20 protein-coding genes are annotated in these 17,603 nt (G+C 67.3%); 13 read left to right on the forward strand and 7 right to left on the reverse strand.

The annotated features are described in order from the left end of the window. Positions 1-141: 141 nt before the first annotated feature. The 6 genes from FF090_RS03030 to FF090_RS03055 all read left to right on the forward strand — a co-directional run bounded on the left by FF090_RS03030 (position 142) and on the right by FF090_RS03055 (position 5,959). Complete coding sequence (locus tag FF090_RS03030; RefSeq protein WP_138855330.1) at positions 142-705, forward strand: Lrp/AsnC family transcriptional regulator; 564 nt, start codon at positions 142-144, stop codon at positions 703-705. Between the two features lie 40 nt (positions 706-745). After that, on the forward strand, positions 746-1,600 hold the full coding sequence (locus FF090_RS03035) for an EamA family transporter (protein WP_138858271.1): 855 nt from the start codon (positions 746-748) through the stop codon (positions 1,598-1,600). Then, positions 1,597-2,139 carry a hypothetical protein gene (locus FF090_RS03040; protein ID WP_138855331.1) on the forward strand — a complete coding sequence of 181 codons (543 nt, stop codon included), beginning with the start codon at positions 1,597-1,599 and terminating at the stop codon, positions 2,137-2,139. The genes FF090_RS03035 and FF090_RS03040 overlap by 4 nt, the downstream gene beginning before the upstream one ends. Positions 2,140-2,281: 142 nt before the next feature. After that, entirely contained in the window at positions 2,282-3,247 is a 966-nt protein-coding gene (locus FF090_RS03045) for a HEAT repeat domain-containing protein (protein WP_138855332.1), read from the forward strand. Positions 3,248-3,449: 202 nt separating this feature from the next. Continuing rightward, positions 3,450-4,403 carry a DUF2157 domain-containing protein gene (locus tag FF090_RS03050; protein ID WP_138855333.1) on the forward strand — a complete coding sequence of 318 codons (954 nt, stop codon included), beginning with the start codon at positions 3,450-3,452 and terminating at the stop codon, positions 4,401-4,403. Further along, positions 4,400-5,959: a GDYXXLXY domain-containing protein gene (locus tag FF090_RS03055; protein WP_175423501.1), complete on the forward strand. Its 1,560-nt coding sequence runs from the start codon at positions 4,400-4,402 to the stop codon at positions 5,957-5,959. The genes FF090_RS03050 and FF090_RS03055 overlap by 4 nt, the downstream gene beginning before the upstream one ends. Here the strand turns inward: FF090_RS03055 and FF090_RS03060 are convergent, their stop codons facing one another. From FF090_RS03060 to apaG, 3 genes are all read right to left on the reverse strand, one after another. Beyond that, a complete protein-coding gene (locus FF090_RS03060) occupies positions 5,960-6,715 on the reverse strand; it encodes a substrate-binding periplasmic protein (RefSeq protein ID WP_175423502.1) in 756 nt (251 codons plus the stop codon). Positions 6,716-6,763: 48 nt separating this feature from the next. Continuing rightward, on the reverse strand, positions 6,764-7,912 hold the full coding sequence (gene mltA / locus FF090_RS03065; RefSeq protein ID WP_246071497.1) for a murein transglycosylase A: 1,149 nt from the start codon (positions 7,910-7,912) through the stop codon (positions 6,764-6,766). Between the two features lie 363 nt (positions 7,913-8,275). Continuing rightward, positions 8,276-8,662 carry a Co2+/Mg2+ efflux facilitator ApaG/CorD gene (apaG, locus tag FF090_RS03070; protein WP_138855337.1) on the reverse strand — a complete coding sequence of 129 codons (387 nt, stop codon included), beginning with the start codon at positions 8,660-8,662 and terminating at the stop codon, positions 8,276-8,278. Here apaG and FF090_RS03075 point away from each other — a divergent pair. From FF090_RS03075 to FF090_RS03090, 4 genes are all read left to right on the forward strand, one after another. Continuing rightward, the gene (locus FF090_RS03075) at positions 8,661-9,266 is read left to right on the forward strand and encodes a DNA-3-methyladenine glycosylase I (RefSeq protein WP_138855338.1); all 606 of its coding nucleotides are present in this window, start codon (positions 8,661-8,663) and stop codon (positions 9,264-9,266) included. The two genes, apaG and FF090_RS03075, sit on opposite strands and share 2 nt — an antisense overlap. A gap of 12 nt (positions 9,267-9,278) precedes the next feature. After that, positions 9,279-9,956, forward strand: coding sequence for a ribulose-phosphate 3-epimerase (rpe, locus tag FF090_RS03080; RefSeq protein WP_138855339.1), 678 nt, complete (start codon positions 9,279-9,281; stop codon positions 9,954-9,956). A 5-nt stretch (positions 9,957-9,961) separates the two neighbouring features. Further along, a complete protein-coding gene (locus FF090_RS03085; protein ID WP_138855340.1) occupies positions 9,962-10,408 on the forward strand; it encodes a low molecular weight protein-tyrosine-phosphatase in 447 nt (148 codons plus the stop codon). Positions 10,409-10,507: 99 nt separating this feature from the next. After that, a complete protein-coding gene (locus tag FF090_RS03090; RefSeq protein WP_138855341.1) occupies positions 10,508-11,671 on the forward strand; it encodes a hypothetical protein in 1,164 nt (387 codons plus the stop codon). A 94-nt stretch (positions 11,672-11,765) separates the two neighbouring features. Here the strand turns inward: FF090_RS03090 and FF090_RS19085 are convergent, their stop codons facing one another. Then, on the reverse strand, positions 11,766-11,909 hold the full coding sequence (locus FF090_RS19085; RefSeq protein WP_175423503.1) for a hypothetical protein: 144 nt from the start codon (positions 11,907-11,909) through the stop codon (positions 11,766-11,768). A gap of 162 nt (positions 11,910-12,071) precedes the next feature. Here FF090_RS19085 and FF090_RS03095 point away from each other — a divergent pair, with 162 nt between their 5' ends. After that, on the forward strand, positions 12,072-12,614 hold the full coding sequence (locus tag FF090_RS03095) for a hypothetical protein (RefSeq protein ID WP_138855342.1): 543 nt from the start codon (positions 12,072-12,074) through the stop codon (positions 12,612-12,614). Positions 12,615-12,654: 40 nt separating this feature from the next. Here the strand turns inward: FF090_RS03095 and FF090_RS03100 are convergent, their stop codons facing one another. Together FF090_RS03100 and FF090_RS03105 are read right to left on the reverse strand one after the other, a co-directional pair. Next, on the reverse strand, positions 12,655-13,575 hold the full coding sequence (locus FF090_RS03100; RefSeq protein ID WP_138855343.1) for a pseudouridine-5'-phosphate glycosidase: 921 nt from the start codon (positions 13,573-13,575) through the stop codon (positions 12,655-12,657). Next, entirely contained in the window at positions 13,565-14,470 is a 906-nt protein-coding gene (locus FF090_RS03105) for a PfkB family carbohydrate kinase (RefSeq protein ID WP_138855344.1), read from the reverse strand. Before FF090_RS03105 ends, FF090_RS03100 begins: the two co-directional genes overlap by 11 nt. Positions 14,471-14,508: 38 nt before the next feature. Here FF090_RS03105 and gph point away from each other — a divergent pair, with 38 nt between their 5' ends. Continuing rightward, positions 14,509-15,204, forward strand: coding sequence for a phosphoglycolate phosphatase (gph, locus tag FF090_RS03110; RefSeq protein ID WP_138855345.1), 696 nt, complete (start codon positions 14,509-14,511; stop codon positions 15,202-15,204). Here gph and FF090_RS03115 read toward each other — a convergent pair. Next, positions 15,158-15,754 carry a chalcone isomerase family protein gene (locus tag FF090_RS03115; RefSeq protein ID WP_138855346.1) on the reverse strand — a complete coding sequence of 199 codons (597 nt, stop codon included), beginning with the start codon at positions 15,752-15,754 and terminating at the stop codon, positions 15,158-15,160. The two genes, gph and FF090_RS03115, sit on opposite strands and share 47 nt — an antisense overlap. A 289-nt stretch (positions 15,755-16,043) precedes the next feature. Between FF090_RS03115 and FF090_RS03120 the strand changes: the two genes are divergently transcribed. Further along, positions 16,044-17,534, forward strand: coding sequence for an anthranilate synthase component I family protein (locus FF090_RS03120; RefSeq protein WP_138858272.1), 1,491 nt, complete (start codon positions 16,044-16,046; stop codon positions 17,532-17,534). Positions 17,535-17,603: the final 69 nt, after the last annotated feature.

Here is a 17,603-nt window from a genome sequence, read left to right on the forward strand (position 1 = left end):
AGAGCGCGGGCGCCTGTGGCTGGGCGCCCGCGTGAGATGCGGCCAGTGTAGAGAAGTTGGGGCGAGAAGTGTTTGCGATGTTTGCCGCTGGATTTGCTGTTTGAGCAAGAATCTTGCTCTCAAAAGAGATATAGATTGCATATGACCGAAGCCAAACGAGCCCGCGCGAAAGACCCGCGCCGTGCCATCGCCGCCGCCAAGAGCAGCGAGGCGCCCGCCGAAGAGCGCCGTGGCGAGCAGCTGGACCGCTACGACATCGCCATCCTGGCCGCCCTGCAGCAGGAGGCCCGGCTTAGCAATGCCGAACTGGCGGCGCGCATCGGGCTGTCGGCCGCGCCCACCTGGCGGCGGGTGCGCTGGCTGGAAGAGCAAGGCTTCATCACCGGCTACCGCGCCGAGCTGGACCGGCGCCGCATCGGCCTGGGGGTGCTGGCCTTTGTGCGCGTGGACGCCGACCGCAACAACGCGGCCGCCACCCGCCAGTTGGAAGCCGCCCTGCGCGCGCTGCCCGAGGTCATCAGCTGCCACTACATCAGCGGCAACGGCACCTTCGAGCTGCAGGTGGTGGCCACCGACCTGGACGCCTTCAGCCGCTTCACGCTCGACACCCTCTTGGTGCTGCCCAATGTGGGCGATGTGCACACCAGTTTTTCTTTGGGCGAAGTGAAAGCCGCCGGCGCCTTGCCGCTGGGGCATCTGAGTTAGTCTGCGCCGCCATGCGCCTGATCGTCCGTCCATGAACGCCTTGCCGCTGCGGCATCTGCTGTTGGCCCTCTCCGTGGTGGCGGTCTGGGGCAGCAATTTCGTCATCATCAAATGGGCGCTGGCCACCTTCACGCCGCTGTGGCTGGCGGCGCTGCGCTTCAGCCTGGCGGCGCTGCCCTTGCTGTGGATCGTGCGGCCCGCCGTGCCGGCTCGCGTGCTGGTGAGCTACGGCCTGCTGATCGGCGTGGGGCAGTTCGGCCTGTTGTTCTGGGCCATGCGCTCGGCCATCTCGCCCGGCGTGGCCTCGCTGGTGTTGCAAAGCCAGGTCTTCTTCACGCTGCTGCTGGCCCTGCTGATCAAAGGGCAGCGGCTCAAGCGCCTGCAGACCGCCGCCCTGGTGCTGGCCTGGGCCGGCATCGCCTGGATCGCCTGGCAAGTGGATGGTTCGGCCACGCCGCTGGGCCTGTCCCTGGCCTTGGTGGCCGCGTTCTGTTGGGGCTGCGCCAATCTGATCGGGCAGTCCGCTGGCAAGGTGGACATGCTGGGCTTCATGGTCTGGAGCAGCGCCTGCGCGGCGCCGGCCCTGATTGCGCTGGCCTGGTGGGTGGAGGGGCCGCAGGCTTTGCTGCGCTCCGCCCAAGCCGCCGATGTCGGGGCCTGGACCGCCGTGCTCTGGCAGGCCCTGGGCAACACGCTGTTCGGCTACGGCATCTGGGGCTGGTTGCTGGCCCGCCATGCGGCTGCACAGGTGGTGCCCACGGCCCTGCTGGTGCCGGTGATCGGTATGGGTTGTGCGGCCTGGTGGATGGGTGAGGCCCTGCCGGCCTGGAAGTTGCAAGGTGCGGCCCTGGTGATGGCTGGCTTGGGATTGAACCTGTGGAGTGCGCGGCGATGAAGCGACGCAGTCTGGTGCTCAGCCTTGGAGGCTGGGTGTTGACAGCCCAGGCCGCTGATCGGCCGCCCTTGCTGGAGTTGGAACTGCGCTGGGTGCGGCTCAGCGAGCCCCTGCCTGCGGGCACCCTCAGCAGTCGCGCCGGTCTGCCTCGGGATCGGCACACGGTCAGCACGGCGAGCACGGCCGCACCCGTCGACCTGCCCCCCTTGCCCCTCATCCGCGTACTGGCCGGCACCCGAGCGCAGTGGAGCCTGCAGTTGGCGGAGCCTGAACTGCGCTGGGCCCAAGTCACCCAGGGTCCGCTGCGCGCCACCTTGGCCGGGGCCGCGCCGGCGCAGTGGCACTTGAGCCTGAGCCCGCAATGGCGCGGCCGGCGTGAACCGATGCAGGTGGATGTCGAGTGGCTGCAAACCCAGGCCGACGGCGCCCAGCAGCGCTGGCACAGCCAGCTGCCGATGCGCCTGGAGCACTGGATGGTGCTGGCCCGGCTGCCCGATCAGGCGCTGCAGCTTCGGCTGCGCGAGGTGCTGCAGGAGTAGCGGCGCAGCCCTCGCCGTGGATTCGTTGACTCGATGGTGGCCCTGTGCTCACCATCGATTTAGGGGTTCCCTGGATGGCCAAGGTGCAGGCGGAGTTCACTGAGCCATTAGCATCCGCCCCTTTCGTTTTTGGGGAGGACTCATGACAACTTGGAAACTTCGACTGGCCCTGCTGGCCTTGCCCGTGCTGACCGCATGCGCACCGCAGGCTTATTTGCTCAAGCACCCGGACCCGAGCGGTTTGCGTGTCGAGTTGAGCGGCCCGAGCGCCGAAACGCTGAAGCTGGAAGACCAGCGCAAAGGCACCGAGCGCGACTTCAGTTCGGGCACCCTGCCCGCCACGCTTCGCACGCAAGAGGGCCCGGTGGATCCCCCGGCCTTCCTGGCCAAGGCGCTGCAGGCAGAGCTGGCATCGCGCGGCCTGCCCCTGCAGGTTCAGGCGGGCAGTGGACCGGCGGCCATCCAGCTGCAGACCTTCCGTGTCCTGAACCATCGCAGCAATGGTTTCTCGCCCTTCGTGACGCTGACCTTCCTGGCTGCCGATGTGGACACCCCGCGTGGCAAGGAGCGTGTGGTGGCCTTTGTGCGACGCGGCAAGGTGCCGGTGTGGAGCTTTGACGAAGTGGTCGAGCCCACCTTCAACCAGCCGATGTCACTGGCGGTCAAGGAACTGGCCAGCAAGATCGCTGCCCAGCGTTATGGCTACAAGGGCACCGACGCTCAGGTGGATGCGCTGGTGAAGAAGCTCAGCGCCACGCCGCGCAGCGCCGAGGCCTTCCTGGATGTGCATGCCCTGGGTACCTTGCACAACCCGAAGGCTGTGCCCTTCTTGGTCGGCTTGCTGAAAGACAGTGACGAATACGTCCGGGCTGCCGCCATGGCCTCGCTCGGTGTGCTGAAGGCGCAAGACCAGTTCGGGCAATTGAAGTCCATCTACGAGGGCCGCGATGCGCAGTGGGCCGACCGTGCCATGGCCCTCAAGGCCATCGGTGACCTGGGCAGCCCGGAGGCCAAGCAGTATTTGGCCAAGGAGCTGAAGCACTGGGAAGCCAAGGGCAGCGACAAGGAAGCCATGTGGACGGCGCAGGTCATTCGCCTGTTCAACTGATCTCGTTATCGAGGTGTTGAATTGAGAAGCCCGGTTGCGTTTGCAACCGGGCTTTTTTCATGGGCGCCAGGGCTGGTTGGCGCCGCTGCGGGCCGACCCTGCGCTGCTCTGGGGCCCGTCAGAGGCTACTTTGCGGCTTGGAGCGGATCCCAGATCCTGGATCTGCCTACCATGCGCGCCATCCCGTTCGCTTGAGTCCGCCATGCACGCTCCTGACCTTCGATCCGGCATCCTGAATTTGTCTGCCACGCTGCCGCCTGCGCAGCAACCGGCCTTGCTGGCTCTGGCCGGGCTGGAGCGTGAGCCTGCGGGTGCGCGTGCCGGGCTGGACTTGGGGCTGCGCCTGCTGGCGGCGGGTTTGATGGGCTTTGGCCTCTTGATGTGGGTGGCGGCCAATTGGGGGGCGTGGTCGCGCAGCACCCATTTCCTGATCCTGCAGGGCGCCTGGGTGCTGACCTTGCTCGTGGCGTGGCGCCTGCCGCGCGCACGCCTGGCGGCCGGCTTGTTGGCCTTGCTGCTGCAGGGCGGTGTGCTGGCCTACTTTGGCCAGACCTATCAGACCGGCGCCGACCCCTGGCAGCTATTTGCGCTCTGGGCCCTGCTGACGCTGCCGCTGGCGCTGCAGTTGCGGCACGACCTGCTGTGGGCGCCCTGGAGCTTGGTGCTGGCGCTGGGCGTGACCTTGTGGACCCATGCCCACGCTGGGCAGCGCTGGATGTTGGGTTCCGAAGACCTGCCCCTGCTGATGCAGGCCAGTGCGCTGTTGGCCGCGGCGCTGGCCTTCTTGCAGTGGCGCGGCGCAGCCTGGGGGGCGCGGGCGCTGGGCCTGTGGTCCGCGTTGCTGCTGATGGGCTGGGGCCTGGCCACCCTGTTTGATGAACGGGTGGGCAGTCCCTATTGGATGGCCGGTCTGCTGGCCGGGGCGGGGCTGCTGAGTCAATGGCAGCGCGCCGACATGGTGCTGCTGAGCGTGTTCGCACTGGCCCTGAACGTCTGGGCGGTGGCAGGCTTGTCCCGGCTCCTGTTCCGGGGCGGGGGCGATCACATCGGCAGCCTGCTGCTGATCGGTTTGGTGGCGGCCGGCCTGTTGGCGGCCACTGTCAGTCAGTTGATGCGGCTGGCGCGTCGGCTGGAGCAGAAGGAGGTGCAGCCATGAACGGCGCTGAGTTCTTGCACAAGGCGCGCTCCGCCGGGCTGTTGAGCCCCGAGGCCACCTGGCCCCAGGGGCAGACCCGCCCTTGGCCGGTGCTGGTGTTGACGGCCCTCGGCGCTTGGTTGGCGGTGATCCCCCTGCTCTTGCTGGTGGGGGCGCTGTTCGGCCGCTGGGTGGATGAGGGGCCGACCCTCTTCGTGCTGGGCAGCGCGGCCTTGGCGCTGGCGGTGGTGTTGTTGCGCAGCCCGGGCCTGCCGCTTTTTGTCGAACAGCTGGCGGTGCCGGTGCTCTTGGTCGGGCTGTTGTGCCTGGGGTGGGGTCTGCACCGGGAGCTGTCCGAGCGCTGGGTCTGGGGCTTGATCGCGCTGCTGCAGTTGCTGCTGGCCGCCTTTCTGAGTCCGGCCTGGTTGCGCAAGCTCTTGGGCGCCGGGGCGGCGGCCCTTTTCCTGCTGGCCTGGCAGCCGCGCTTCTGGGGGCCTGAGGCCAGTTTCTGGCTGCCCACCCTGGCGCTGACGGCGCTGCTGGGCCTGGCCTGGTGGGAGCGCTGGCCGGCGCGCTGGGCGCTGTGGGCGGATGCCGTTGGCGCGGGTTGGTTCTTGGTGCTGGCGGTGGCGCTGGCTTTGCAGTCGGGCATGAGCTTTTTGGTCGGTGGCGTGATGGACGCAGGGGGCAGTTGGTCCGCTGGATGGCACAGCCCCTGGCAGCGTGAGGGTCTGTGGGCGTTGCCCCTGGTCTTGTTGGCGGGCGGGCTGCTGGCGCGGCGCTGGCCGGGCCTGCGTTCCGCGCAGGGGGCAGGCGCAGTGCTGCTGTTGGCGGCGCTGGCCTGGGTGCTGCCGGCCTTGGGGCCTCTGGCCCTGCTGGCGGCGCTGGCCTTGCGTCAGCAGCGCGGCCGGCTGGCGGTGGCCGCCGGGGTGGCGGCGTTGTGGGTGCTGGGTAGCTTCTATTACCGCCTGGACTGGGCGCTGCAGCACAAGGCCCTGGGTTTGGTGGGGCTGGGTGCGTTGACGGCTCTGCTGGTGCGCTGGCAGCGCGGCGGGGCGCAGCCCCGGTCTGAGGGCGCCGGCGCGCTGGCCCGCCCCTGGGGCTTGGGCCTGAGTCTGGCGGCTGGGCTCTTGCTCGTGAATGCGGGCATCGTGCTGAAGGAACGTCTGATCCAGCAGGGCCAACCCGTCTTTGTGGAACTGGCCCCGGTGGATCCGCGTTCGCTGATGCAGGGCGACTTCATGCGCCTGGACTACGCCCTGTTGCGCCTGGCTACGGTGCCAGAGCCCGGACCGCAGACCGGCGCCCAGCGTCCCATGTTGGTGCTGGCCCGCGATGCGCGCGGGGTGGCGCAGTGGCGCCGCCTCCACCGCGAAGGCGAGGCGCTGGCGGATGACGAGCTGCGTGTGGAGCTCAGCCCCAAGGCCGGTCGCTGGACCCTGGTGAGTGACGCCTGGTTCTTCAAGGAAGGCGAGGCGGCGCGCTGGGAGGCGGCGCGCTATGCCGAATTCCGCGTCGATGCCAGCGGTCGGGCGCTGCTGGTGGGCCTGCGCGGCGCCGATCTGCGGCCGCTGTGATCAGGGGGGCGTCATGTGCGGCAGCCAGCGCTTGAACAGGCGGGCAAAGCTGCCGTCGCGCTTCATGGCGTCCAAGGCCAGTTGCCAGCGCCGCACCTCGGCGTCGGGCGTGGCCAGTGAGAACGCCAGATAGCCGAGCGAGCCGGTGTAGACGTGGGCGGCCTGCACCGCGTCGGGCGGCAGGCCCTCGCGCTTGAGCAGATCGGGCAGGGTCAGCAACTCAAAGGCCATCAGCGGCGCACGCCCGGCCACCAGCATGCGCAGGGCCGCGCCGGCCTGGCTCACTTCGACCAGATTCTGGAAGCCGCGCCGCTGCAGCTCCTGGGCCGAGGCCCATTCGCGCACCACCAGGATGCCTTCAGCAAACGCGGCGTCGCCCAGGGTCTTGAGCTGCAGCGGGTTGTCTTTGCGCTTGAACAGTGCGTTTTGAAAGTCCACCACCGGGCCGACCCACTTGAACAGCTTCTCGCGGTGGGCCGCGCGCGCCATGGTGAACAGGCAGATCGGGGCTGCGCTCTGGGCCAAGTCATAGGCCCGGGTCCAGGGCATGAACTCGATGGGCAGATCAAGGCCGAGGCGTTGCTGTAGCGCCAGTACCAATTCGCCGGCCAGACCGGAAGGACGCCCCTGCGCCTCGAAATTCACTGGCGGGAAGTCCTCGCTCAGCAGGCGCAGGCGCGGCGTCTGGGCGGCTGCGCCGAGCGTCCAGGCCGTTCCGCCCAGAAGCAAGGTGCGGCGCGGGAGGGCGGTGGACATGGGGCGCATTTTGATGGCCTGTACCGCGCAACGGCCCCCCAATTCACCCTAGCGCGGCAGCAACAACCAGTAGCGCAGCGCCTGCTTCATGCGGCCGGCCTGGGCCTCGGCCTCGGGGCCCCAGCCCCAGAAGTAGTCGGCTCGCACCGCGCCCAGGATGGCGCTGCCGGTGTCCTGCGCCAGCACCAGGCGGCGCAGCGGCGTCTGGCTCAGCGGCTCGGTGGTGTCCAGCCACAGCAGGCTGCCGTAGGGGATGGCGGCCTTGTCCACCGCGATGGACCGCCCAGGGGTGAGGGGCAGGCCCTGCGCGCCCTTGGGGCCCAGGCTGGGATCGGGCAGGGCTTCGAGGCGGAAGAACACCACGCGCGGATTGGCCCACAGCAGCTCGTTCAGGCGCGCCGGGTTGGCCTGGCCCCAGGCCTTGATGGTGGGCCAGTTGGCCTCGTGCGCCTTGAGCAGGCCTTGGTCGATCAGCCAGCGGCCCACCGAGCGGTAGGGCTGGTCGTTGTGCCCCGCAAAGGCCAGGCGCAGACGGGTCTCGCTGCCATCGGGTTCGCGCACGCTGACGCGGCCCGAGCCCTGGATCTGCAGCAGCAGGGCGTCGAGCGCGTCTTCCACATACAGCAGGGGCTGCAGACGGCCAGGCCATTGCTGGTCAATCTGCTGACGCGGCGCGCGCGCCAATTGGGCGTCGGCGGGCGGGCCGAACAGCGGCACGCGGAAGCGCGCATCACTCTGGCGGCGCGCGCGCAGCTCGGGTTCAAAGTAACCGGTGGCGAGGCCCTGGAGGTTGCCGTCCAGGCTCTCGACGCGGTGGGGCTGCAAATGGGTCATCAGCCAGCCGTGGGCCTGGAGCCGGTCGCCTGGCGCTTCTTCCAGCAGCAGCCGGGCGCAGAGCTTCTCCCAGCCGGGGGCGGGGCGCGCGCAGTTCTGGCGCAGCGCCGGCCACAGGCTTTCGGCGGCGTCTTCGCCCCAGCCGGGCAGTTCGCTCCAGGGCACGGGCGTCCAGCGGGCGCGCTCGTTCTGGGTGAAGTCTCCCAGCGGGCTGGGCGGCTGCAAGGGGGCGCTGGGTGTGGGCGGAAGCGTGACGGGGGCCGGCGAAGGCTGGGGCGGTGGGCTGGCGCAGCCGGTCAACAGGGCCAGCAGGGCTATCCACAGCGCCAGGGCCAGCGCCAAGCCATGGTGCAATGCGCGCATGGGCGTGATCTTGTTGGAAATGGGTTTGGTGCTGGCGCTGGCGATCGGCATCGTCTGGTGGACGATGGGCTCGCGCCGCAAGGATGAAGACGAACCGGATTAGGGCCTGTTAACACTACGCGAAGCCGCGCGAACGGACCTGGCCGGCCGCCAAGCTAGGCGCGGCGCCCAGGCTCGCGCCTGGGCGAGGGTTGCAACGACGCATGGCGGTCGGCCAGGCCCGTTCCCTACGGGTTGCCACCAGAAGGAGGCGCCCACTTCGTTTCGAAGCCTCGCCGGGGGATCTGCCCCGGCTTCGTTTCGCGCCTCGTTGGCGCCTCTTCTGGATGGCAACGCGCTGGCTACGCATAGTGTTAACAGGCCCTAGTGAAGCTGGCCGCTGGCCGCGAGCAGGAACTCGGGCACCTCGGCGTAGAAGACCTCGGCCTCTTCGCTGACGCACAGATAGCGGCCCTTCATGCTGCCCTGCGGCGTGGCGATGGCGGCCCAGCTGCTGTACTGAAAGCTCTGGCCGGGTTGCAGATAGGGCTGGTGGCCGACCACAGCCAGGCCGCGCACCTCCTCCACCAGGCCCTTGGCATCGACGATCTGCCAATGCCGCGCCACCAACTGAGCCGGCACACTGCCGCAGTTCTCGATGGTGACGGTGTAGCGGTAGGCCCACTGACCCTGGGCCGGGTCGGTCTGCTCGGCCAGCGGCTCGACCTGAACCTGGCAGCGAAACGCGGCGCGCGAAGGAGTGTTGGACATGAAGGCAATCGAAGGGGATGACGGCCGGGCGCGATGCGCCTGGTGCGAGGTGGCGGATTTTCCGCTCTACCGGCAGTACCACGACCAGGAGTGGGGCTTCCCAGTGGCCGACGAGACCCGGCTGTTTGAAAAGCTCTGCCTCGAAGGGTTCCAGGCGGGCCTCTCCTGGCGCACCATCCTGGCCAAGCGCGAGGCCTTTCGCGCCGGCTTTGCCGGGTTTGATGCGGCCCGGGTGGCCGCCTTCACCGAGGCCGATGTGCAGCGGCTCTTGGCGGACGCCGGCATCGTGCGCCATCGCGGCAAGATCGAAGCCACCATCGGCAACGCGCGGGCGCTCAAGTCCCTGCACGAGCGCGGCCAAAGCCTGGCGGCGCTGGTCTGGAGCTTCGAGGAAAAGCCCGCCCCCGCACTGGCCTTCCGCGCCGAGTCGGCGGCCTCGCAGGCCCTGTCCAAACAGCTTAAAAAATTGGGCTTTCGCTTTGTCGGCCCCACCACGGTCTATGCCTTCATGCAGGCCATGGGCCTGGTGAACGACCATGCCGAGGGCTGCTGGGCGCGTGCCGCGGCGCTGCAGGCCCGTTCGGTCTTCAGGGTGCCTACCTAGAATCCCTGCCCCATGACCTACCGCATCGCCCCCAGCCTTCTCTCCGCCGACTTCGCCCGCCTGGGCGAGGAATGTCGCAACGTTCTGGCCGCCGGTGCGGACTGGATTCACTTCGACGTGATGGACAACCATTACGTGCCGAATCTGACCTTCGGCCCGATGGTCTGCCAGGCCCTGCGCCCGCATTGCGTACTGCCCGATGGCCGCCCCGCCGCCATCGACGTGCACCTGATGGTGGAACCCGTGGACGCCCTGGCCCAGGCCTTCTGCAAGGCCGGCGCCGACCTGGTGAGCTTCCACCCCGAGGCCAGCCGCCATGTGGACCGCACGCTGCAGCTGATCAAGGCCGAGGGCAAACAAGCCGGGCTGGTGTTCAACCCCGGCACGCCGCTGGATGTGCTGGACTGGGTGATCGACAAGGTCGACCTGATCCTGATCATGAGCGTCAACCCCGGCTTTGGCGGCCAAAGCTTCATCGACTCGGCGCTGCGCAAGCTCGAAAAAGCGCGCAAGCTCATTGATCAGACCGGCCGCGACATCCGCCTGGAGATCGACGGCGGCGTCAAGGTGGACAACATCCGCCGCATCGCCGACGCCGGCGCCGACACCTTCGTGGCCGGCTCGGCCATTTTTGGCCAGGGCGACTACAAGGCGGTGATGGACGACATGCGCGCCGAGCTGGCGCGCTGAAGGCCATGAGTTCGGTGCTGCTGGTCTGTCGCGCGAACCTCTGCCGTTCGCCGATGGCCGAGGTAGTGTTCCGCGCCTGCGCGCTGGCCCTCGGGCTGCAGCGCGTGGCCTCGGCCGGCGTGCAGGCCGCCAGCCGCCCCGAGCGCATGGACGCCCGCGCCCAGGCCGCCCTGGAGCGCCGCCGCTACACCGTCGACCCCAAATGGCGCTCGCGCCGCGTGCAGCGCGAAGACCTGGCCAAGTTCGAGTTCATCCTGGCGCTGGACAAAGACGTCCTCTCCGACCTGCGCCGCCTCTTCCCTGAGGCCCCGCCGACGCGTCTGCGACTGCTGCTGGACCATGTGCCGGATTTGCAGGGCCAGGACGTCCCCGACCCCTATTACTCCAGCGCGGCGGCGTTTGATCAGACGCTGGATTTGATTGAGAGGGCGGTGGGGGGATTCAGGGGCTGACAGGGGTGATGGGCGGTCGTGGCAAAACGTATGACTTGGAGATTGGGTCAAGTCCACTGCCGGCCAATAGTCAAATAGAGATTTATGGGTGGAGAGTGAATGAAGATTGAGATTTTTGCAACGACACCAAAGGATATTGAGTTATGCAAGGCCTATTGGGATCGCGGCACTGACGCGAAATTCACTTTCACGGTGGCTCAACTATCGAAGTTGTTCAGCAGGCGGGCGCCAGATATCAGCAAAATTGTCAGCCAAGGGTCCAGAGCCCTCTCGAAGACATTGTCTTGCGTCAATTGTGCGTGCCCCTTTGAATTCAAGAATAGAACTGAATTCAATTGCGGCGAACCCAATCCGCCATGGACATGCGGTGGCTGTGTACAGGCGGCCATTGATGAGGACAGAATAGCGATAAGGGAGCGTCTGGCTGTATATGCAGAAGCTGCCCTTGGTAACCCAGTTAGCCCTCTCGATCTTAGCGCCCGTCAAATTGTTTGTCTCGCTGCATTGATTAGACTTGGTGCCCGCGAGGATTTATCTGCCATTGCGCCGTATAAGTCTCTCAAAACTGTTCTCTACAGTCCTGAGGATGACTTTGGTCTGCAAATATTGCGAGAGCTATACGCAGCACGACTTGTCATCGTAAGCCCCAATTCTGACATCTCGAAAATGTCAAAAACAGAGGCGGGAGACTTTCAATTCTACATAGATGAAGTTGAACTGCTGCTTCCCGACCCAGATCCGTTGGAATTCATCGACTCAGTTGAGGAGCTGATTGCCTCCCCTGAATTCGCTAAGCGACACCATCATGAGTTGGAGGGCCTCGCAAAAGAGCTCGCATTGCAGGAGTGCATTGCATTCCTAAACTTGTCATTGGCGGAGCACCAACTAAATTACTCAATCGGCGAAAAAACAATAATGGTATTAAGAAAAGGGCTGGATAATTTCTCTGCTGCCCAGATGTGGAATTTCATCTGGCGGGCCGCCAAAGATGCCGCGGCGTTTTTTGTTCGAGAGCGAGTTTCGCGGGATCATGCGGCAAAGACAGTGGTTGGGAGCATTGAACGGCAGATCGACCGGGCAATTGCGAATGCCTGGTCAGTCAAACCATTTAACCGGAACTTCAGCCTGCCTCAGTCTGCGCTGAGCATGGTCTTGTTCAACAGTGTGCTGAAGACTGACGACGGTGGTGTCAAAGCCGTGGTGTCTAATCTGTTTCGCAAGTCCGAGCCACCCTTCGATTCAAGCCAACCAATCTCGCAGTAATTGGAGCCAACGGCCAGGTCTTTAGTCCTTGATTTCGGACTTGAATGTCGTGCGATCCAAGGTCAAGCCTGCCCGCTCGCCCTCCCTGAAAAAGTTAGCCGACCTTCTTTTTCCCCCGCTCCATCACCTGCGTCACCACCGACGGCATCGGTGCCGCACCGGAAACGGGTTTGGCTGGACTGCTGTCCTTCTTGGGCTTCTTGCTTTCCTTGTTGCTGCGTTGCTGGCCCTTGGGCATGGCGATCTCCGGTGGATGTTGCGGTTGAAGGTGCCGCAGACTAACCCGCTTTGTGGTGCGGCTCCCTTGACCGGCTCGTCGACGGGGCAACGCGCTGACTGCCTGTACCCTGCGCGCACTGGCTCTTTGGGAGCCGACTGAAACCAAGAAGAGCGAGCGGGCATGCGGCGTTGGATCCCCTGGGTGTTGATGGTGGCGGCTTTGCCAGTTGGGGCGCAGGGCGAGGCCCCGCGCGAGATGTCGCGGGCCGAGTTGGCGGCGGTGAAGCCGGCGGTCACGCCCGAGCGCGATGCCGTCGCTGAGTTGATGGGCCTGCGCGGTTATTTCATCGCGCGCATGGCCGAGCGCTGCCGCAAGGAATTGGGCATGCCGCCCTCGCGCTATGCCGAGCCGGAGGAGAGCCGCTGGCAGGGCAAGAACCATCGCTATCTGGCCGCCATCGCCCGCTATACCCAAAAGCGCGATGGGCCCCGGGATCCGCTGACGAACTTCCAACTCAAGCTGGAGCAGGCCGGCGCCCGGCAGAAGACGGCCCATGCCCAGGCCGATGCCGCGCTGAAGGCCGCGCCGGACCGCGCAGCACACTGCACCGCCTTTTTTGCCGACAGCGAGGCGGGGCGGCTGGATGTGAGCGAGCAGGACCCGCACTACGGGACCTTGGAAGGCTTGGCGAGGGAGCTGTTTGACGCGCGGGAGGCGCGCTGACGGGTTTGGGGCGCCGGGTGAAGCCTTGCGGTCTATGCCCTCAGCCCCGAGTGGCCAGTTCGACGGCCACTCGAGCCCCCACCACCGCGTTGTGCTTCACCAAAGCAATATTGGTCGCCAGCGAGCGCCCCTCCGACAGCTCGGCCAGGCGCTTGAGCATGAAGGGCGTGCTGGCCTTGCCCTGAATGCCTTGCTCGCCGGCCTCGCGCAGGGCTTGGGCGATCCAGGTCTCGACGGTCGCGGCCGGGATCTCATCGGCCACCGGCACCGGGTTGGCCAGCACCACGCCGCTGGGCAGGCCCAGGCCCCAATGGCAGCGCAGGAACGCGGCGAGCTGCGCGGGCTCGTCGATGCGGAAGTCGGCCTTGAGGCCGCTGTCGCGCGTGTAGAAAGCCGGGAAGGCGGCCTGGCCGATGGCGACCACGGGCACGCCCTGGGTTTCCAGCACTTCCAGCGTCAAGGGCAGGTCCAGGATGCTCTTGGCGCCGGCGCAGACCACGGCCACGGGGGTGCGGGCCAGTTCCATCAGGTCGGCGCTCACGTCCATGCTTTGCGCTGCACCGCGGTGCACGCCGCCGATGCCGCCGGTGACGAACACGCGGATGCCGGCGGCGGCCGCGCACAGCATGGTGGAGGCCACGGTGGTGGCGCCCAACAGGCGCCGGCTGACGCAGTAGGCGATGTCGCGGCGGCTGAGTTTGAGCGCCTGGCTGCCGGCGCGGGCCAGCTGTTCCAGCTCGTTCGGCGTGAGGCCCACGCGGATGGCGCCGTCCATCACAGCGATGGTGGCGGGCACGGCGCCTTGTTCACGGATGATGGCCTCCACGGCCTGGGCGGTGGCCAGGTTGTCGGGGTAGGGCATGCCATGGGCCACGATGGTGGATTCCAGGGCCACCACCGGACGGCCGTCTTTCAAAGCGCTCGCGACTTCGGGCGAGCAGCGCAGCCATTCAGCTTGCATCGGGTTTCTCCAGTTCATTGAGCAGGGCCGGGGTGATTTCCGGGGCTACGCTGTGCAGGGATTGCAGACAGACCTGCGAGAGGCGCTGGCCAAAGCGGGCGGCGGCGGCCCAGTCGGTCTGGCCGCTGGCCAGGGCCGCCAGCACGCCGGCCGCAAAGGCGTCGCCGGCGCCGGTGACGTCGCGGATCTGGCTCAATGGCAAGGCGGGCAGGGTTTGCCACTTCCAGTGGCCGGCGCGCCATTCGCCCAGGCGCACGCCTTGGGCCCCCTGCGTAACGAGGGCGCGTTGCAGGCCGCGCCGGGCCAGTTCGCTGTTGCCGCCGGCGGCCCACCATTCGCCGCTGTTGGCGATCAGGAGGTCCAGCCGGCTGAGGTCCTCGGGCAAGGAGGCCATCTTGGGCTCGGACACCGCCAGCAGCACGGCCAGGCCCTGGCGCTCCTCGGCCAGCCAGGTGGCCAAGGTGTCGCGGCGCAGGTTCAGGTCGGCCAGCTGCAGCGGCGCGCGCGCCCGCGCGGCCTGGCTGCGCAGCAGCCTCGCCGGGGTCAGGGTCTCTAGGGCATCCAGCTGGGCCAGGCCGAGCAACAGATTGCCGTCGGCGCCCAGCACGGCGGTGTAGGCGCCGGTGGCGGCGTCGGCCACGGTGATCACGGCGTCGATGTTCAGGCCCTGACGCAGGCAGTCCATGCGCAGCAGGGCGCCGGCGGCGTCGTCGCCCCAGGCGCTGAGCAGGGCAGCATTCAGGCCCAGCTGGCTGAGGTTGTGCGCCACATTGCGGGCCACGCCGCCGGGCGAGGAGCTCTCGCGCACCGGGTTGGAGCTGGCCTGCACCGGGGCGCTGAGCAGGCAGAGCTTGCGGTCCCAAACTGCACCGCCCAGACACCAGATCGGGTTCATGGCGATCCTCTCAAGCGCGGGCCGCGACACTTGCGGCCATGGAGTTCAAACATATCGAGGCTTGGTTGATCGACCTGGACGGCACCTTGGTCGACACCCTGGGGGATTTTGTGGCGGCGCTGCAGCCGGTGGCGCAGGCCTTGGGCGCACCGGCGGCCACGGCCGAGCAGGTGCGGCGCCTGATCGGGCGCGGTGGCGCGCAGCTGGTGCGCGACCTGCTGCAGCTGTGGCAGCAGCCGGAGTCGGCCTTCGAGCCGGCCTGGGCGCTGTATGAGCGGCACTACCGCGAGGTCAATGGCAAACATGCGTCTGTGTTCGAGGGCGTGGTGCCGGGGTTAAAGGCGCTGCGTGCGCACGGCTGGCGCCTGGTGTGTGTGACCAACAAGCCGCAGGCCAACGCCGAGGCGCTGCTGGCAGCTTTGGGCCTGCGGGACGACTTCGAGGCGGTGGTGGGCGGCGGGCCGAACTTGCGGCCCAAGCCGGAACCCGATGCGCTGCTGCGCGCCTGCGAACTGCTGGGCCTGGCGCCGGCACGCGTCGGCATGGTGGGGGACTCCGCCAACGACGCCGAGGCCGCGCGGGCGGCCGGCTGCGGTGCGCTGGTGTTGCTGCGCCACGGCTACAACCATGGCGAGCCCATCGATTCAGTACCGGCCGATTGGCATCTCGACCGGCTGGATCAGGGCTTCAACCGCGACGGGACTTCTTCTCCTTGCCCAGCAGCAGTTCCTTGAGGTCTTCATCGGCCGGGTTCTCGCCCAGCCAGATGCGCAGCAGGGCGTTGTAGAACTCGATTTCCTTGATGGGCTCGCCCACCGGCTTGTAGTCCACAAAGATCTGCGCGCCGGTGCCGGGGATCCAGTCGATGCCGATGGCGGTGCCGGCGTTGGCTTTCTTCATTTCATTGAAGATTTCGCCGAACTTGAAGATGCCGTTGATGGTCTTGGCGCGCTCTTCCGGCACGCTGTTCTTGCGCATGCCCTCGGTGAAGGCCTTGCCCAGATCCTTGGAATCCAGGTCGCGCAGCAGCTTGAGCAGCACGCGCTTGGGGCCGTCTTGCTTGACCACGCCGTCGGTCGTGTCGGCTTTTTGCTTCAGGTAGAAGCCCACGCTGTAGACCTTGAACACGGCCTTGTAGCGCACGCCCAGGCCGTTCAGGACCAGCTTCTGGCCGCCGACTTCCATCGAGGTGTCGAACTTGGCCCCGCCCGCTTCGACGGTCTGAGCCAGGGAGCCCAGCGGCAGGGCCAGGGCAAGCAGGGTGGTCAGCAGGGCGCGGCGCATGGGTTCTCCGGGGAGTGGCTTTCAGGGCGCGAATTGTGGCGGTTTGTGACGCCCAATCGCAGCCGGGGAAACCTGAGCCAGTGAAAGAAAGCCGACAGCCGCCAAGCGCGAAGGCTCAACCCACGATCCCGAAAGGGCGCCGCTACACTGCCGCCCATGTTCGTGTCTCGCAACTTCACCAAAGGGTCTGGCGACCGGGGAGCTTGGCCCTGGCGACCCTGGCTGATGCGCCGCTGAAGAGGGCGTGGCCTGACCACGCCCGGGTCTGATCTTTGTGGAACCCGACGTGATCACGAACGAGCAAGAATTTCTGCGCCTGGCGGCTGCCGGGCACAACCGCATCCCCCTGGTGCGTGAGGCCCTGGCGGACCTCGAAACCCCCCTGTCCCTCTACCTGAAGCTGTGCGGCGACCAACGTGCGCACAGCTTTTTGCTGGAGTCCGTGCTGGGAGGGGAGCGCTTCGGGCGTTACTCCTTCATCGGCTTGGCGGCCCGCACCCTGCTGCGAGCCACCGGCACCGCCTGCGAGGTGGTGACCGACGGCGCGGTGGTGGAGCGTTTTGAGGGCAATGCGCTGGACTTTGTGGCGGCCTTTCAGGAGCGGCTGCGTCCCGCCGTGGTGCCGGGCCTGCCGCGTTTTTGCGGCGGTTTGGCGGGCTACTTTGGCTATGAGGCGGTGCGTGCCATCGAGCCCCGTCTGGCGGCGGGTCGCCAAGGTGGCGGCCTGGGCACGCCGGACATCCTTTTGCTGCTGACCGAAGAAGTGGCGGTGATCGACAACCTGAGCGGTCGCCTTTATCTAATCGTCTGGGCCGACCCGGCGCAGCCGCAGGCCTATTGCGCAGCCCAGGCGCGGCTGGAGGTTCTGGCCCAGCGCCTGCGTCGCACGGTCAGCCTGCCCGAGGTGGCGCCCAGCCCGGCCCAGCCGGTCGAGCGCGAACGCGACCCCGAGGACTATCTGCAGGCGGTGCGCCGGGCCAAGGAGTTCATTGCGGCGGGCGACTGCATGCAGGTCGTGATTGGCCAGCGGCTGAAAAAGCGCTTCACGGCCGATGCGCTCAGCCTGTACCGGGCGCTGCGCACGCTCAACCCCAGTCCCTATATGTACTTCTACGACATGGGGGACTTTCAGATCGCCGGCGCCTCACCGGAGATTCTGGTGCGCGAGGAGCATCGGGCAGTCGCCGAGGGCGGCGGGCGGCGCGTCACCATTCGCCCGCTGGCGGGCACCCGACCGCGGGGCGCCAGCGTGGCGCTGGACCGCGAGCTGGAGGAGGAGCTGCGCGCCGACCCCAAAGAGCGCGCCGAGCACCTGATGCTGATCGACCTGGCGCGCAACGACATCGGGCGCATGGCGCGCACGGGCTCGGTGCAGGTCACGGCGGCTTTTGATGTGGAGCGCTACTCGCATGTGATGCACCTGGTCAGCAACGTTGAAGGCGTGCTGCGCCCCGAGGTGGGGCAACTCGATGTGCTGAAGGCGAGCTTTCCGGCCGGCACCCTGACCGGCGCGCCCAAGGTGCGGGCGATGGAGCTGATCGATGAGTTGGAGCCGGTGGAGCGCGGCATCTATGGCGGCGCCTGCGGCTACCTGAGCTTTGCCGGCGACATGGACGTGGCCATCGCCATCCGCACCGGCATCGTCAAGGACGGCTATCTGTACGCCCAGGCGGCGGCCGGGGTGGTGGCGGATTCGGTGCCCGAGCTGGAGTGGCAGGAAACCGAGGCCAAAGCACGGGCGGTGCTGGCCGCGGCAGAGATGGTGGAGAGGGGGTTCTGATGTGCCACTCGCCGAGCCGCCTCAAGATTGGCACGCGCCCCCTTGGGGGGGCGACGCGGAACGCGTCTA

It is taken from the genome of Inhella inkyongensis (genome assembly GCF_005952805.1).
GTDB lineage: Bacteria > Pseudomonadota > Gammaproteobacteria > Burkholderiales > Burkholderiaceae_C > Inhella > Inhella inkyongensis.

Excerpts from the sequence above, each read along its gene's own strand:
- FF090_RS03095 (WP_138855342.1), top strand. The coding sequence starts at position 12,072 with ATGCGGCGTTGGATCCCCTGGGTGTTGATGGTGGCGGCTTTGCCAGTT.
- mltA (WP_246071497.1), bottom strand. The coding sequence starts at position 7,912 with ATGCGCGCATTGCACCATGGCTTGGCGCTGGCCCTGGCGCTGTGGATA.
- FF090_RS03045 (WP_138855332.1), top strand. The coding sequence starts at position 2,282 with ATGACAACTTGGAAACTTCGACTGGCCCTGCTGGCCTTGCCCGTGCTG.
- FF090_RS03075 (WP_138855338.1), top strand. The coding sequence starts at position 8,661 with ATGAAGGCAATCGAAGGGGATGACGGCCGGGCGCGATGCGCCTGGTGC.
- FF090_RS03090 (WP_138855341.1), top strand. The coding sequence starts at position 10,508 with ATGAAGATTGAGATTTTTGCAACGACACCAAAGGATATTGAGTTATGC.
- FF090_RS03105 (WP_138855344.1), bottom strand. The coding sequence starts at position 14,470 with ATGAACCCGATCTGGTGTCTGGGCGGTGCAGTTTGGGACCGCAAGCTC.
- gph (WP_138855345.1), top strand. The coding sequence starts at position 14,509 with ATGGAGTTCAAACATATCGAGGCTTGGTTGATCGACCTGGACGGCACC.
- apaG (WP_138855337.1), bottom strand. The coding sequence starts at position 8,662 with ATGTCCAACACTCCTTCGCGCGCCGCGTTTCGCTGCCAGGTTCAGGTC.
- FF090_RS03085 (WP_138855340.1), top strand. The coding sequence starts at position 9,962 with ATGAGTTCGGTGCTGCTGGTCTGTCGCGCGAACCTCTGCCGTTCGCCG.
- FF090_RS03100 (WP_138855343.1), bottom strand. The coding sequence starts at position 13,575 with ATGCAAGCTGAATGGCTGCGCTGCTCGCCCGAAGTCGCGAGCGCTTTG.
- FF090_RS03030 (WP_138855330.1), top strand. The coding sequence starts at position 142 with ATGACCGAAGCCAAACGAGCCCGCGCGAAAGACCCGCGCCGTGCCATC.
- FF090_RS03115 (WP_138855346.1), bottom strand. The coding sequence starts at position 15,754 with ATGCGCCGCGCCCTGCTGACCACCCTGCTTGCCCTGGCCCTGCCGCTG.
- FF090_RS03050 (WP_138855333.1), top strand. The coding sequence starts at position 3,450 with ATGCACGCTCCTGACCTTCGATCCGGCATCCTGAATTTGTCTGCCACG.
- FF090_RS03055 (WP_175423501.1), top strand. The coding sequence starts at position 4,400 with ATGAACGGCGCTGAGTTCTTGCACAAGGCGCGCTCCGCCGGGCTGTTG.
- FF090_RS19085 (WP_175423503.1), bottom strand. The coding sequence starts at position 11,909 with ATGCCCAAGGGCCAGCAACGCAGCAACAAGGAAAGCAAGAAGCCCAAG.
- rpe (WP_138855339.1), top strand. The coding sequence starts at position 9,279 with ATGACCTACCGCATCGCCCCCAGCCTTCTCTCCGCCGACTTCGCCCGC.
- FF090_RS03040 (WP_138855331.1), top strand. The coding sequence starts at position 1,597 with ATGAAGCGACGCAGTCTGGTGCTCAGCCTTGGAGGCTGGGTGTTGACA.
- FF090_RS03060 (WP_175423502.1), bottom strand. The coding sequence starts at position 6,715 with ATGTCCACCGCCCTCCCGCGCCGCACCTTGCTTCTGGGCGGAACGGCC.